This window comes from Neisseria sp. HMSC064E01, from assembly GCF_001808875.1.
Taxonomy (GTDB): Bacteria; Pseudomonadota; Gammaproteobacteria; order Burkholderiales; family Neisseriaceae; genus Neisseria; species Neisseria sicca_A.
This window is the reverse complement of the sequence record NZ_KV794977.1, coordinates 63000-77702: the sequence shown is the minus strand read 5'-3', so window position 1 is coordinate 77702 and position 14703 is coordinate 63000. Positions and strand designations below refer to the sequence as shown.

At 52.0% G+C, this 14703-nt stretch carries 12 protein-coding genes; 6 read left to right on the top strand and 6 right to left on the bottom strand.

All coding sequences use genetic code 11. The annotated features are described in order from the left end of the window. Positions 1-311: T6SS immunity protein Tli4 family protein (locus HMPREF2572_RS12620; protein WP_246827823.1), on the top strand; the 311-nt coding region annotated here is incomplete at its 5' end. Between the two features lie 55 nt (positions 312-366). Here the strand turns inward: HMPREF2572_RS12620 and HMPREF2572_RS12615 are convergent. Next, a complete protein-coding gene (locus HMPREF2572_RS12615; RefSeq protein WP_070498942.1) occupies positions 367-1881 on the bottom strand; it encodes a polyamine aminopropyltransferase in 1515 nt (504 codons plus the stop codon). 243 nt (positions 1882-2124) lie between these two features. On the opposite strand from HMPREF2572_RS12615, the gene HMPREF2572_RS12610 reads away from it, so the two are divergent. Both HMPREF2572_RS12610 and HMPREF2572_RS12605 read left to right on the top strand, forming a co-directional pair. After that, a complete protein-coding gene (locus HMPREF2572_RS12610) occupies positions 2125-2523 on the top strand; it encodes a DUF350 domain-containing protein (RefSeq protein WP_210385320.1) in 399 nt (132 codons plus the stop codon). A gap of 86 nt (positions 2524-2609) precedes the next feature. After that, positions 2610-3632, top strand: a complete 1023-nt coding sequence (locus tag HMPREF2572_RS12605; protein WP_070498941.1) for an SPFH domain-containing protein — start codon at positions 2610-2612, stop codon at positions 3630-3632. A gap of 458 nt (positions 3633-4090) precedes the next feature. On the opposite strand, the gene lepB is transcribed toward HMPREF2572_RS12605, so the two are convergent. From lepB to HMPREF2572_RS12590, 3 genes are all read right to left on the bottom strand, one after another. After that, on the bottom strand, positions 4091-5110 hold the full coding sequence (lepB, locus tag HMPREF2572_RS12600) for a signal peptidase I (RefSeq protein WP_070498940.1): 1020 nt from the start codon (positions 5108-5110) through the stop codon (positions 4091-4093). Beyond that, positions 5110-6903 (bottom strand): translation elongation factor 4, encoded by a 1794-nt coding sequence (gene lepA / locus HMPREF2572_RS12595; RefSeq protein ID WP_002226499.1) that lies wholly within the window; start codon positions 6901-6903, stop codon positions 5110-5112. Before lepA ends, lepB begins: the two co-directional genes overlap by 1 nt. A 141-nt stretch (positions 6904-7044) precedes the next feature. Next, a complete protein-coding gene (locus HMPREF2572_RS12590) occupies positions 7045-7746 on the bottom strand; it encodes a 5'-methylthioadenosine/adenosylhomocysteine nucleosidase (RefSeq protein ID WP_070498939.1) in 702 nt (233 codons plus the stop codon). Positions 7747-7933: 187 nt separating this feature from the next. On the opposite strand from HMPREF2572_RS12590, the gene HMPREF2572_RS12585 reads away from it, so the two are divergent. The 3 genes from HMPREF2572_RS12585 to alr all read left to right on the top strand — a co-directional run bounded on the left by HMPREF2572_RS12585 (position 7934) and on the right by alr (position 11401). Then, positions 7934-9061: a PilT/PilU family type 4a pilus ATPase gene (locus tag HMPREF2572_RS12585; protein WP_003742946.1), complete on the top strand. Its 1128-nt coding sequence runs from the start codon at positions 7934-7936 to the stop codon at positions 9059-9061. A gap of 279 nt (positions 9062-9340) precedes the next feature. After that, the gene (gene gloB / locus HMPREF2572_RS12580) at positions 9341-10090 is read left to right on the top strand and encodes a hydroxyacylglutathione hydrolase (RefSeq protein ID WP_070498938.1); all 750 of its coding nucleotides are present in this window, start codon (positions 9341-9343) and stop codon (positions 10088-10090) included. A gap of 252 nt (positions 10091-10342) precedes the next feature. Continuing rightward, positions 10343-11401 (top strand): alanine racemase, encoded by a 1059-nt coding sequence (alr, locus tag HMPREF2572_RS12575; RefSeq protein ID WP_070498937.1) that lies wholly within the window; start codon positions 10343-10345, stop codon positions 11399-11401. A gap of 390 nt (positions 11402-11791) precedes the next feature. Here the strand turns inward: alr and dnaK are convergent, their stop codons facing one another. Then, the gene (gene dnaK, locus HMPREF2572_RS12570; protein WP_070498936.1) at positions 11792-13723 is read right to left on the bottom strand and encodes a molecular chaperone DnaK; all 1932 of its coding nucleotides are present in this window, start codon (positions 13721-13723) and stop codon (positions 11792-11794) included. A gap of 304 nt (positions 13724-14027) precedes the next feature. Next, positions 14028-14609: a nucleotide exchange factor GrpE gene (gene grpE, locus HMPREF2572_RS12565; protein WP_070498935.1), complete on the bottom strand. Its 582-nt coding sequence runs from the start codon at positions 14607-14609 to the stop codon at positions 14028-14030. Positions 14610-14703: the final 94 nt, after the last annotated feature.

The window sequence follows — 14703 nt, the reverse complement described above, 5'->3', positions numbered from 1 at the left end:
GCGATGTGTTGAAAGCAGGCGAAGCGACACTGTTGAAACGCAAGGTTAATTTAGATAAGGGTGTAATGGTTAAAGCCCTAACTCACACCATCCGCCAAGGTAAACGCACCATCAACGGCATGTCGGGAGAGGAAAAGCTGGTGAAATGGGGCGGCAACAAATATATGTTCTTTTGGGAGCGCGACGGCGGCGATCCGCGCATCATGATGCAGTTTGGCGCGGAGAAAAAAGACGGGACGAAGCGCAGCGAAGCCGAAGTCCTTGCAATTTGGGATACGGTTTTGCCGACTTTGAAGCCCGTGAAGCAATAGCCGTGAAAAAGGTCGTCTGAAAATTTTCAGACGACCTTTGTTTTGGGAAAAAAGCTCAACGGGTTACGTTGTGCCAGTCGCTTTCGAAATAGCTGACGAGGATTTGGTTGTTCAGATAGTTCGGCTCGACCTTGCGCCTTGCCATGTCGGGCGGGAAGCGGAACATTTCGGCGGCGGTTTGGGCGTTGAGATAACGTGTGGGGACGTCGAATTTCTGCGGGATGGGGAATTGCTTATCAAAGCCTGCCAATACAAATCCCCATTCGCCGAAGGAGGGGACGTAAACGTGATAAGGCGCGGTGGAAAGGCCGGCGGCTTCGAGGGTGGCGACGACCGACCAGTAGGCGTTGGGGGCGAAGTAGGGCGAGGTAGATTGGACGACGATTTTGCCCTGCAGCTGAAGATGGCGGGCGACGAGGCGGTACATAGGGACGGAGTAGAGTTTGCCCAGCGAGAAATTGGACGGGTCGGGCAGGTCGATGATGATGACGTCGAATTTTTCAGACGACCCCTCCAGCCATTTTGCGGCATCGTCGTTGACGACGTGTATTTTGGGATGGGACAGCGAGCCTTGGTTGAGCGCGCTTAAGGCGGCAGAGGTTTTAAAAGTGGCGGTCATGTCTGGGTCTAAATCGACCAGGGTAACGTGTTTGACCTGCGGGTATTTCAAGACTTCGCGCGCCGCCAGCCCGTCGCCGCCGCCGAGAATGAGGATGCGGGCGGCGTTTTGAACCATCTGCATGGCGGGCAGGACGAGGGCTTCGTGGTAACGGGCTTCGTCGCGGGATGAGAATTGCAGGTTGCCGTTGATGTAGAGGCGGGTGTCGTCTTTCCAGCGGGTAACGACGAGCCGCTGGTAGGGCGAGTGGCTTTGATAGACGACGGGGTCGCCGAAATAGCTTTGTTCGGCCTTGAAGGAGATGCGGTCGGCGTAGGCGAAGGCGGCGGCGAGGACGGACAAGACAATCAGCGCGCGCAGGCGGATGGCGCGGTAGCGGGGCAGTTCGGTTTTGAAGACGCGTGCGGTCAGGTAGGCGACTGCGGCGTTGAGAATGCCGAACAAGAGGGCGGAACGCGCCATGCCGAGTTTGGGGGCTAAGAGGAGCGGGAAGAGCAGGGAAACGGCGAGTGCGCCCAAATAGTCGAAAGTCAGGACTTTGGAAACGAGTTCTTTAAACTCCGCGCCTTTGCGGTTTAACACGCGCATCACCAACGGGATTTCCATGCCGACGACCGCACCGACAATCAGCACGAAGGCGTAGAGCAGGGTGCGGAACGGGGCGGCGGAAAGCCCGAAGGCGACGAACAATGCCAGCGCGGAAATGCCGCCGATGATGCCGACCAAAAGTTCGATTTCGATGAAGCGGTGCAACACGTCTTCTTCTTTGATGTAGCGGGTCAGGTGCGCGCCGATGCCCATCGAGAAAAGATAAAGTCCGATGACGGAGGAAAACTGCAAAATGCTGTCGCCCAAAAGATAGCTCGCCAGCGCGGCGATGATGAGTTCGTAGGCGAGGCCGCAACTGGCGACGATGAAGACGGAGATGATGAGGGTGCGGTTGGCGGTCATGGTGTGGGCGTTGTATAGGGGTCGTCTGAAATCTGAAAAACGGATGATTCGACAATGGAAAGGCTTGATTGGTAAAACGGTATATTGGGAATCGGAAATACTGATTTGGAACTTGAATGTATGGTTTCCGAGTCAAAAACTGTTTTGTAGGGAAGGGTTGGTTTGCGGTGCGACCCCTTTAATTTCAGATGGCTTAGAGTTGTGGCATAATCCATTATATCAAAATACCAAGGAATCCCTATCGTGAGTATTTCCCTGCCCCAATACCTGCTTTACCTGCAATATATGCTTGCGGGTGTAGCGATGACTGTCGTTTTCGGCGCGGTGTATCTGCGTATCACGCCCGCGGAAGAGTTGCGGCTGATTAAAGACGGCAACCTTGCCTGCGCCTTGTCGTTCGGCGGCGCGCTGGTTGGATTTTGTTTGACGCTCGCATCCAGCATTGCCCACAGCGTCAGTTTCGTTGATTTTATCCTGTGGGGTCTCGCGGCGGCGGTGATTCAGATTTTGGTGTATTTTGCCGCCACGATGATGATTAAAGGCGCAACGGAAGAACTCATTGGCAACAACGTCGCCGTCGGCGCGCTGTTTGGCGCGGTGTCCGTGTCTATCGGCATCTTGAATGCTGCTTGTTTGACCTGATTTATATAACCGGTTTACAAAATATACGGCTGGCCGCATTTCCGCTCCGCTCCGTGTTATCCCATTCTTCAAAATAAGGAACCGCAATGTTCAACTTTATCAAGAAACAGTTTATCGACGTCATCCAATGGCCGAATCCCGACGACAGCCTGCTGATGTGGCGTTTCCCGATTGCCGATGAGGAAATTCAAAACGGCGCGAGCCTGACCGTGCGTGAGGCGCAGATGGCGATGTTTGTCGATGAGGGCGTAACCGCCGACGTGTTCGGACCGGGACGTTATACGCTCAACACGCAAACGCTGCCGCTGCTGACCAACCTGAAAAACTGGGACAAACTCTTTGAATCCCCGTTTAAATCCGACGTTTACTTTTTCAATACCAAACAACAGCTTGCACGGAAATGGGGTACGTCGCAACCCGTTACCGTGCGCGATGCCGAGTTCGGCGCGGTGCAGTTGCGCTCGTTCGGTATGTACGCCTACCGCATCAGCGATCCGGCAAAATTCTTTAAAGAAGTCAGCGGTGTAGCAGCAGAATACAGCGGCGTCGAGTTGGAAACCCAGTTGCGCAATATCGCCGTCACCCAGCTCGCGGCGGCGTTCGGCAGCTCAGGCATTCCGTTTTTGGATATGGCGGCAAACCAAGTTTTGCTGTCGCAAAAAATCGGCGAATTGCTCGGCGCGGAGTTTGCCAAACTCGGCTTGACGCTGGAAAACTTCACCGTCGAAAGCATCACTCTGCCTGCCGCCATCCAAGAAGCGTTGGATAAGAAAATTTCCATGGGCGTCATCGGCGACTTGGGACGCTACACCCAATACCAAACTGCCGAATCCATCCCGCTTGCCGCGCAAAACGAAGGCGGACTTGCCGGAATCGGCGCAGGCTTGGGCGTGGGCGCAGGTGTCGGTCAGGCAATGGCTGGCGCGATGGCGGGCATGATGCAGCCCGCGGCTCAACCGACAGCCCAACCTGCGCAAAGCGTTCAGACGACCTCCGAAGACCCACAGGCAAAATTGGCGAAACTCAAATCTTTGCTGGACGGCGGTTTGATTGCTCAAGACGATTACGATAAAGCCAAAGCGGAAGTGTTGAAGCAGTTGATCGGCTGATGAAAGAGGTCGTCTGAAAACACGGAATGCGCCAAAATATTGGACGCTCATAAAAGCCTGTTTGGACGGGTTGATAAAAAGCTGAGTTCTGTATATCACAGGACTCAGCTTTTTTATGGGTTAAGTTTGAAAGGGGCGGTGTATTTTGTTTTTATAGTGGATTAACTTTAAATCAGGACAAGGCGACGAAGCCGCAGATAGTACATCAGGACAAGGCGACGAAGCCGCAGACAGTACAGATAGTACGGCAAGGCGAGGCAACGACGTACTGGTTTAAATTTAATCCACTATATTTAAAGATAACCAGTTCTCTAAGGTAGTGGATCATTTGCGTATCATCTATATGTTTAGACGATTCGTCGCCTTGTTCTGATTTGAGCTTTGTTTAGAGCAAAAAAAGGTCGTCTGAAAATCAGTTTTCAGACGACCTTATGTTTTATCGAAATGAAACGGGCAACTTAGTGGATGCTGCTGCCGATGCGGCTGTAATCGCCGAAGTTCATCCACACGAAGAAGGCTTTTCCGACGATAAGTTTGTCGTCCACAAAGCCCCAGTAGCGGGAGTCGGCGCTGTTGTCGCGGTTGTCGCCCATGGCGAAGTAACGGCCTTCGGGCACTTTGCAGGTAAAGCCGCTGCCGTCTTCGGCGTATTGACAATGTTCCAAACCGCTTTGTTCTACGGAATAACCGTTTTCAGGCATGATTTTCATGCGGTAGTTGTCGATCGAGGGGAGGAAAACGGAGGGTTGTCCCGGCTCTTTCAGGATATTGAAGGTTTTGCCGTTGAGGGTCGTCTGAAAAAGCTCGGGGTTGTGGATGGCGGACGGCTCGGTATCGTCAGGGTAGGAGTAGGTGCCGTTCGGTTGGTCGGGGGTGGCTTGTCCGTTGACGGTCAGGACTTTGTCGCGGTATTCGACGGTATCGCCCGGCAGTCCGACGATGCGCTTGATGTAGTTCATTTCAGGCTGGACGGGGTAGTTGAACACGACGACGTCGCCGCGCTCGATTTGTCCGGTCGGAATCAGGACGTTGTTGATAATCGGGGTTCTGATACCGTAGGCGAATTTGTTCACAAGGATGAAGTCGCCTTTAACCAAGCCGGGACGCATGGAGCTGGACGGGATTTGGAAAGGTTCGGCGATAAAGGTGCGCAGGATGAAGACGACGAGGATGATCGGGAAAAAGCCGCTCATGTAGTCGGTAAAGTGGGCTTTGTCCTGATGCGACGGGTCTTTTTTCAGACGACCTTTGTGAATGGCCCAAACGATGCCGGTGAATACGACAAATATCAGCAATACGGCGGTAAAGCTCATGTAAAAAGACAGGATGCCGAAAACGCCGATCATGCACAAAAGATACGCCCATTGCAGGCCGGAACTCCATTCTCCGTTTTCTTGGCGCTCTTTGCTGCTTATGAAATAAAGGAAAATGCCGATAACGATGGCGGCAATCGCGCCGTAGATTAAATTTGTGCTCATTATTTGTCGCTCACTTGCAGAATCGCCAAGAACGCGCTTTGCGGGATTTCCACGTTGCCCACTTGTTTCATGCGGCGTTTGCCTGCTTTTTGTTTTTCGAGAAGTTTTTTCTTACGGGTAATATCGCCGCCGTAACATTTCGCCAAGACGTTTTTACGCAGGGCTTTGACGTTTTCGCGGGCAATGATCTGACTGCCGATGGCGGCTTGGACGGCGATGTCGAACATTTGGCGCGGAATCAGTTCGCGCATTTTCGATGCCAGCTCGCGACCTCGGTGAACCGCGCTTTGACGGTGCACAATCAGGCTCAAGGCATCGACTTTTTCGCCGTTGACCATGATGTCGAGTTTAATCAAATCAGACGGTTGGAACTCTTTGAAATGGTAGTCCAACGAGGCATAGCCGCGTGAAGTGGATTTGAGTTTGTCGAAAAAGTCCATCACGACTTCGTTCATGGGTAAGTCGTAAGTCAGCATGACTTGACGGCCCATGTATTGCATATTGACTTGCACGCCGCGCTTTTGGTTACACAAAGTCATGACGTTGCCGACGTATTCCTGCGGCACGAGGATGGTCGCGGTAATAATCGGCTCGAGGATGGTTTCGATGCTGCCGATGTCGGGCAGTTTGGACGGGTTTTCGACTTCGATTTTTTCTCCGCTCTTTAACACGACTTCGTAAACCACCGTCGGCGCGGTGGTAATCAAATCCATGTCGAACTCGCGCTCCAAGCGTTCCTGTACGATTTCCAAGTGCAGCAGGCCCAAGAAGCCGCAGCGGAAACCGAATCCCAATGCTTGAGAAACTTCAGGCTCGAATTTCAATGAAGCGTCGTTAAGCTGCAATTTTTCCAAAGCGTCGCGCAAGGCTTCGTAATCGTGGCTTTCTACGGGGTAGAGACCCGCAAATACTTGACTTTGCACTTCTTGGAAACCGGGCAGCGGCTCGGAGGCGGGGTTGGCAACCAAAGTAACCGTATCGCCGACTTTCGCCTGTCCCAATTCTTTCACGCCAGTAATCAAAAAGCCCACTTCGCCGGCTTTGAGTTCTTGTTTTTGAACCGATTTCGGCGTGAATACGCCCAGTTGCTCAACCTGCGTTTCCGCTTTGGTGCTCATAAAGCGCACTTTGTCTTTCAGCTTGATGGTGCCGTTTTTCACTCGAATCAGCATGACCACGCCGACGTAGTTGTCAAACCACGAATCGACGATAACGGCTTGCAGCGGCGCGTTTTCGTCGCCGGTCGGCGCGGGGATTTTGGCAACGATTTCTTCCAAAACGTCTTCCACGCCGATGCCGCTTTTGGCGGAACATTGCACCGCGCCGACGGCATCGATGCCGATGATGTCTTCGATTTCCTGTTCCACGCGTTCAGGGTCGGCGGCGGGCAGGTCGATTTTGTTCAAAACGGGCACGACTTCCACGCCCAAATCAATCGCGGTGTAGCAGTTCGCCACGGTTTGCGCTTCCACGCCTTGCGATGCGTCAACGACCAAAAGCGCGCCTTCGCAGGCGGACAGCGAGCGGGAGACTTCGTAAGAGAAGTCGACGTGTCCCGGCGTGTCAATCAGGTTGAGCTGATACACCTGCCCGTCGCGTGCTTTGTAGTTGAGCGCGGCGGTTTGCGCTTTGATGGTGATGCCGCGCTCTTTTTCGATGTCCATGGAATCGAGTACCTGCGTACTCATTTCGCGCAAATCCAAGCCGCCGCAGTATTGGATGAAGCGGTCGGCAAGCGTCGATTTGCCGTGGTCAATGTGGGCAATGATGGAGAAGTTTCGGATATTTTTCATATTGTTATTTTGAAAGATAAGCAGTGATTCTGAAAAGGTCGTCTGAAAATCAAATAGACCGTTCAGACGACCTTCAGGTAAAGTGAAATAGCCTGACATTCTAGCGGAAATTTACTGTTTCCGCATGATTTTATGCGTGTTTTACAGCGACGCGACAATCTTTTCCACCATTTTCGCCGAGCTTGCCGCCGCCGTTTTCAAAAACTCTTCAAAGCTGATGTCCGCTTTTTCGTCCGCCGAGTCGGACATCGCGCGGATCACGACAAAAGGCGTGTTCAACTGGTGGCAGGCTTGCGCAATCGCCGCCGCTTCCATTTCCACCGCTTTGACTTCGGGGAAATGGCTGCGGATTTCCGCCACGCCTTCGCTGCTGTGGACAAAGCGGTCGCCGCTGACAATCAAGCCTTGCGCTACCGCCGCGCCTTCAAACACTTCCGCCGCCTGTTTTGCCTTGCCGACCAAGAGGTCGTCTGAAACGAATACGGCAGGCAGTTGCGGCACTTGTCCCCAAACATAGCCGAACGCCGTTACATCGACGTCATGGTGCGCGATTTCCGTGCCGACCACTACGTCGCCGACTTTCAAACCTTTGCCTACACCGCCCGCGCTGCCGGTATTGATGACGCAGTCAGGTGCGAATTGATGGATAACCCAAGCTGTTGAAACCGCCGCGTTGACCTTGCCGATGCCGCTCAATACCAACACCATGCGCTTGCCCGCCATTTCGCCTTCGTAGGCGGTAAACTTACCGAAAGACACGCTTTTGACATTATCCATTGCTTCGCGCAAAAGCTCGATTTCCTGTTCCATCGCGCCGATGATTGCTACTGTTTGTACAGACATTTTTTACCTTTCCATGAAATTGTGGGCGGTATTATAACAGCAGCGGCGGCATTCCATACCCGTATTGAATCCGCTGTATTGTCCGCCTGTCCTATTATTCGATACGGTAATCCTGCCATTTTTATGTATCATGATTTATTTGATATAATCCATTTTAATAAAATAACCACCGAAATTATCAAATATCATGATGACCAATCCTCCCAGCGCAAAAGACGAATTGTTCACTTGGCTGCGCCATATGAACAAATACAAAGGCTCCGACCTCTTTATTACGACCAATTTCCCGCCTGCGATGAAAGTGGACGGCAAAATCACGCCGATTACCGACGAGCCGCTGACCTCCGAAAAATGTATGGAAATCGCTTTTTCGATTATGTCCACCAAACAAATCGAAGAGTTTTCCTCCACCAATGAATGCAACTTCGCCATCAGCCTGCCCGATACCAGCCGCTTCCGTGTCAATGCGATGGTACAGCGCGGCGCGACGGCGTTGGTGTTCCGATCCATTACCAGCAAAATCCCGAATTTCGACAGCCTCAATCTGCCCCCCGTCTTGAAAGACGTGGTGATGAAAAAACGCGGCCTCGTGATTTTCGTCGGCGGTACCGGTTCGGGCAAATCCACCTCGCTCGCTGCGATGGTTGACCACCGCAATGAAAATTGCCAAGACCACATCATCACCATCGAAGACCCGATTGAGTTCGTCCATCAACACAAAAAAAGCATCATTACCCAGCGCGAAGTCGGCGTGGATACCGAAAACTGGTTTGCCGCGCTGAAAAACACCCTGCGTCAGGCGCCGGACGTCATCCTCATCGGCGAGATTCGCGACCGCGAAACCATGGACTATGCCTTGGCGTTCGCCGAAACAGGCCACCTCTGTCTCGCCACACTGCACGCCAACAACTCCAACCAAGCGCTCGATCGCATCATCAACTTCTTCCCCGAAGAGCGCCGCACCCAGCTTTTGACCGACTTGTCGCTCAACCTGCAAGCCTTCATCTCGCAACGCCTGATTCCCCGCGAAGGCGGCAAGGGGCGCGTAGCCGCAGTGGAAATCCTGCTCAATTCGCCGATTATTTCCGAGATGATTCAAAAAGGCGAAATCCACGGCATTAAAGAAATGATGAAAAAATCTACCGCCATGGGCATGCAAACCTTCGACCAAGCGCTCTACGAGCTGTACGAACGCGGCGACATCAGTTTCCAAGACGCCATTAAAAACGCCGACTCCGCACACGACCTGCGTTTAGATATCCAACTGCGCAGCCGCCGCGCCCAAAACGCCGGCCCGGACTTGGAACTGATTTAAAAGTTGTCGGAAATGAGCAAAGGTCGTCTGAAAACCACTTTTCAGACGACCTTTTTGGTCTGTGCCGATAAAGCATACCAATAACGTTCAAGCCATTTCTGTTAAACTGTTTTGTAGTTATAGTGGATTAAATTTAAATCAGGACAAGGCGACGAAACCGCAGACAGTACAGAGATAGTACGGCGAGGCAACGCCGTCCTGGTTTAAAGTTAATCCACTATACCATACGGCTTCATGGTTCAGCCGCATCTCAAACCACTACCCTACAAAAGAAATCCTATGAAAATTACACCCGTCCAAGCCCTAAACGACAACTACATTTGGATGATTCAAGACGGCAACCACGCCGCCTGCGTCGATCCGTCCGATGCCACGCCCGTTTTGGTATTCCTCGTCCGCAACCGCCTGATGCTGGCGCAAACGTGGGTTACCCATCTGCATCACGACCACATCGGCGGAGTCCAATCCCTCAAAAACGGCTTTATGGAATCGCCCGTGTACGGCGAGACGGATATTGGTGTGGCAACGCATACGGTTACGGCGGGTACGCAGTTTCCCTTCGGCGACGGGTTGGTCACCGTGTGGGCGACGCCCGGCCATACCGACCGCCACATCAGCTATCTTTTGGAAAACGCCGAAGGTCTGCACGTTTTCTGCGGCGATACCTTATTCTCCGCCGGTTGCGGCAGGGTGTTTACGGGAACGATAGAGGAGTTGTACGACAGTTTCCAAAGGTTCAATCAGTTGCCGGAAGAAACGCTGTTTTATCCTGCGCATGAATACACCGCCGCCAATCTGCGTTTTGCCGAATTTATCGAACCGGAAAATCCCGATATTCAAGCGGCTTTACGCGCGGCGGAACATACGCCGACCCTGCCCGTAACCCTTGCGCATGAACGCAAAATCAATCCGTTTTTACGGGTCGATTTGCCCCATGTCCGCGAACGGGTTGAGGAATTGGCAGGGAAGCAACTGGACAGCGGTTTGGAAGTATTTGCCGCGTTGCGGGAATTGAAAAATCGGTTTTAAACGGGGATTGGATGAGGTTTTTTAGGAACTCCGTCTAAGCAATACGTTCAAATATCCAATGTTTGGGGTTTTTATCCCAATCTGTCGGCTTGATGCTTATCTGTTAATAAGATAACTGATTGGGTGGGTGCGTTGGATATTTAAAAAATGCGCCTTTAAGCCTATAATTGTAAGCATTAGCCATATTTTAAGGTCGTCTGAAAACGTGAATATCCATTTTCAGACGACCTTCATTAACGGAAAGAACAAATTATGCGTCCATTAAATGCCCGAATTCGCTTGGACAATCTGCGCCACAATTATCAAACCCTGAAACAGATTCACGGCGGCAAAATGCTTGCCGTCATCAAAGCAGACGCTTACGGGCACGGCGCGGTACGGTGCGCCCACGCATTGTCCGACCTTGCCGACGGGTTTGCCGTCGCCACCGTGGACGAAGCCGTCGAATTGCGTGAGAGCGGCATTACCAATCCCATCGTATTGCTCGAAGGCGTGTTTGAAGCGTCGGAATACGCCACCGTCGATAAATACAATTTGTGGCCGGGCGTCGGCAGCCAATGGCAACTCGAAGCCTTAATTGCCCATCATTGGCAGAACCCCGTTAAAGTCTGGCTCAAAATGGATTCCGGTATGCACCGTGCCGGCTTCTTCCCGCACAATTACACTTCCGCCTACACTGCCCTGAAACAATGCAAACACGTCGACGGCATCGTCAAATTCAGCCACTTCGCCTGCGCCGACGAACCCGACAACGGCATGACTGAAATGCAGCTTGAAGCCTTTGATTTGGCGTGTGAAGGTTTGGAAGGCGAAGAAAGCCTCGCAAATTCTGCCGCCATCCTGAATGTCCCCGAAGCGCGCCGCGACTGGGGTCGTGCCGGACTGGCGCTTTACGGCATTTCTCCGTTCGGCGGCGTGGACGAACGCCTGAAACCCGTCATGCGCCTGACTTCCCGCGTATTCGGCGAACGCGTCCTGCAACCTCATTCTCCTATCGGTTATGGCGCGACGTTTTACACCAGCAAGTCCACCCGCGTCGGTCTGATTGCCTGCGGCTACGCCGACGGTTATCCGCGCCGAGCCTCGACCAACTCGCCCGTTGCCGTCGAAGGCAAACGCAGCCGCATCATCGGCAGGGTGTCTATGGACATGATTACCGTCGAACTCGACGCTTCCCAAGAAGGGTTGGGCGCAGAAGTCGAATTGTGGGGCGATGTTGTCAACATCAACGAAGTCGCCGAAGCTGCCGGCATGATTCCGTATGAAATCCTTTGCAACGTCAAACGCGCGAAGTTTACATATTCGGAATAAGACAAGATTGTTTTTGTTTAAAGGTCGTCTGAAATCATGGTATTGGGTTTCAGACGACCTTTTGGTTTATAGTGGATTAACTTTAAACCGGTACGGCGTTGCCTCGCCTTAAGCTCAAAGAGAACGATTCTCTAAGGTGCTGAAGCACCCAAGTGAATGGTTCCGTACTATCTGGATTTTGGGGAATTTTGCAAAGGTCTCTATCTGTACTATCTGCGGCTTCGTCGCCTTGTCCTGATTTAAATTTAATCCACTATAAGGCAGGATGTCGGATACGTTTTGCTTTTAAATGGAAATGCCGCATCCCAAGAGGTCGTCTGAAAACATCACATCAAGCAAAAAACAAAAAGCGCGAACCTTACGATTCGCGCTTTTTTCAGACGATCTCAATTATTTCTTGTCATCTTTTACTTCTTCAAAGTCGGCATCTACCACGTCGTCGTCTTTCTTGGCGGAAGACGGTTCGGCTTGTGCGCTTTCGCCTGCTTGGGCTTCGGCTTGCGCTTGTGCGTAAACCATTTCGCCCAGTTTTTGGCTGGCTGCGCCCAGTGCTTCGGCTTTGGCGTCGATGGCGGCTTTGTCGTCGCCTTTCACGGCTTCTTCGGCTTCTTTCAACGCGGCTTCGATTTTTTCTTTCTCAGCTGCGTCGAGTTTGTCGCCGTAGTCGGCCAAAGATTTTTTCACGGAGTGAATCAGGGCTTCGGCTTGGTTGCGGGAAGCGACCAATTCAGTCAGTTTTTTATCTTCCTCGGCATTGGCTTCGGCATCTTTCACCATGCGTTCGATTTCTTCTTCGCTCAAGCCTGAAGAACCTTGGATGGTGATGTTGGCGGCTTTGCCTGTGCCTTTGTCTTTGGCGGAAACGTGCAGGATACCGTTGGCGTCAATGTCGAAGGTTACTTCGATTTGCGGCATGCCGCGCGGTGCGGGTGCGATGTCGCCCAAGTTGAACTGCCCCAAAGATTTGTTAGCGGAGGCGCGTTCACGTTCGCCTTGCAGTACATGGATGGTTACTGCGCTTTGGTTGTCTTCGGCGGTAGAGAACACTTGCGACGCTTTGGTCGGGATGGTGGTGTTCTTCTGAATCAGCTTGGTCATCACGCCGCCCATGGTTTCGATACCCAAAGACAGAGGGGTTACGTCCAGCAGCAATACGTCGCTGCGGCCGCCGCTCAATACTTCGCCTTGAATCGCTGCACCTACGGCAACGGCTTCGTCAGGGTTCACGTCTTTGCGCGGCTCTTTGCCGAAGAAGTCTCTAACGGCTTCTTGTACTTTAGGCATACGGGATTGACCGCCGACCAAGATTACGTCGTCGATGTCGCTGGTGCTCAAGCCGGCATCTTTCAATGCGGTGCGGCAAGGCTCGATAGAGCGGGCAATCAGGTCTTCAACCAGGCTTTCGAATTTGGCGCGGGTAATTTTCATGGCCAAGTGTTTTGGGCCGGTTGCGTCCATGGTGATGTACGGCAGGTTGATTTCGGTTTGCTGGCCGCTGGACAATTCGATTTTGGCTTTTTCGGCAGCTTCTTTCAGGCGTTGCAATGCCATCACGTCTTGTTTCAAATCAATGCCTTGTTCTTTTTTGAACTCGGCGATGATGTAGTCGATGAGGCGTTGGTCGAAGTCTTCGCCGCCCAAGAAGGTGTCGCCGTTGGTTGCTAAAACTTCAAATTGTTTGTCGCCGTCGAGGTTGGCGATTTCGATGATGGAAATATCGAAGGTACCGCCGCCCAAGTCATATACGGCTACTTTGCGGTCTTTGTTGTCGCCTTTGTCCATACCGAATGCCAAAGCGGCTGCGGTCGGCTCGTTGATGATGCGTTTTACGTCCAAACCGGCGATGCGACCTGCGTCTTTGGTGGCTTGACGTTGGCTGTCGTTGAAATAAGCCGGAACGGTAATCACGGCTTCGGTTACTTTTTCGCCCAAGTAAGCTTCGGCGGCTTCTTTCATTTTACGCAGGACTTCTGCGGAAATTTGAGGAGGAGACAGCTCTTTGCCTTGCGCTTTAACCCATGCGTCGCCGTTGTTGGCTTTGATGATTTCGAAAGGCATGGATTCGATGTCGCGTTGGACTTCTTTGTCTTCAAATTTGTGACCAATCAAGCGTTTTGCAGCGTAGATGGTGTTTTTGGCGTTGGTTACGGCTTGGCGTTTTGCCGGTGCGCCGACGAGGATTTCGCCGCCGTCCAGATAAGCGATAACGGATGGAGTGGTGCGTGCGCCTTCTGCGTTTTCGATGACTTTGGTTTGACCGTTTTCAGAAATAGCCAAACAAGAGTTGGTTGTACCTAAGTCGATACCGATTACTTTTGCCATATTGATGTTGCTCCTAAAAAAGATTTTTCTAAGTTAATAATCGTGTGGAACATTTTGTTCCGTTGACCTGTAAATAGGGTTGCCCGATATTTTTTCAAGGGCTTTGTTGAAATTTTTTAAATATAAAATTCAACAAATTAAACTATTTATCCACAGGCCGGTATTTTATTTTTCAGACGGCCTTGTCTTTGTTTTCCGATTGGGCATCATCGGAATGATTTTCCAAAAGCGGGATTGAGGCTTGAGGGGCGGGGAAGGGGCGTCTGAAAATTTTATGCTTGATAAACTTCATCAAGCGGTGCCTTCAGGCTTCTTTTTTCGCCACGACAACCATCGCGGGGCGCAGTACGCGGTCGGACAGGGTGTAGCCTTTTTTCATGACGCTGACGATGGTATTCGGCTCTTGCTCGCTGACGACCGTCTGCATCGCCTGATGTTGGTGCGGGTCGAGTTTGTCGCCGGGCTGCGGGTTGATTTCTTTGATATGCGTGGTGTCGAACGCTTTTTGCAATTCGTTCAGCGTCATCTGCACGCCCATTTTCAGCGCGTCGAAATTGCCGCTTTGGTCGAGCAGCGCCATTTCGAGATAGTCTTTGACCGGCAGCATTTCGGCGGCGAATTTTTGTCCGGCGAATTTGTGCGTATCGGCGATTTCCTGCTGATGGCGGCGGCGCAGGTTTTGCTCGTTCGCCAGACCGCGTAGCTCGCTGTCTTTCAACTGCCCTTCCAACTCGGCGATACGCGCCTGCAATTCTTCGTAAGTTGGCGGTTCCGGTTGCGTTTCGGTTTGCTCGGTTTCGACGGCTTCGGCGGTTTCCACTTCTGCCGCTGTTTCGATTTCAGTTTCGGTTTGTTGCGGTTCGTTATGCTCCGTCATGTCGGACATCCTTTTAAATAGGGGTTGGTATTCAATGCAGCTTTATATAAGGTCGTCTGAAAAAACTTCAAGCATATATAGTGGATTAACTTTAAACCAGTAC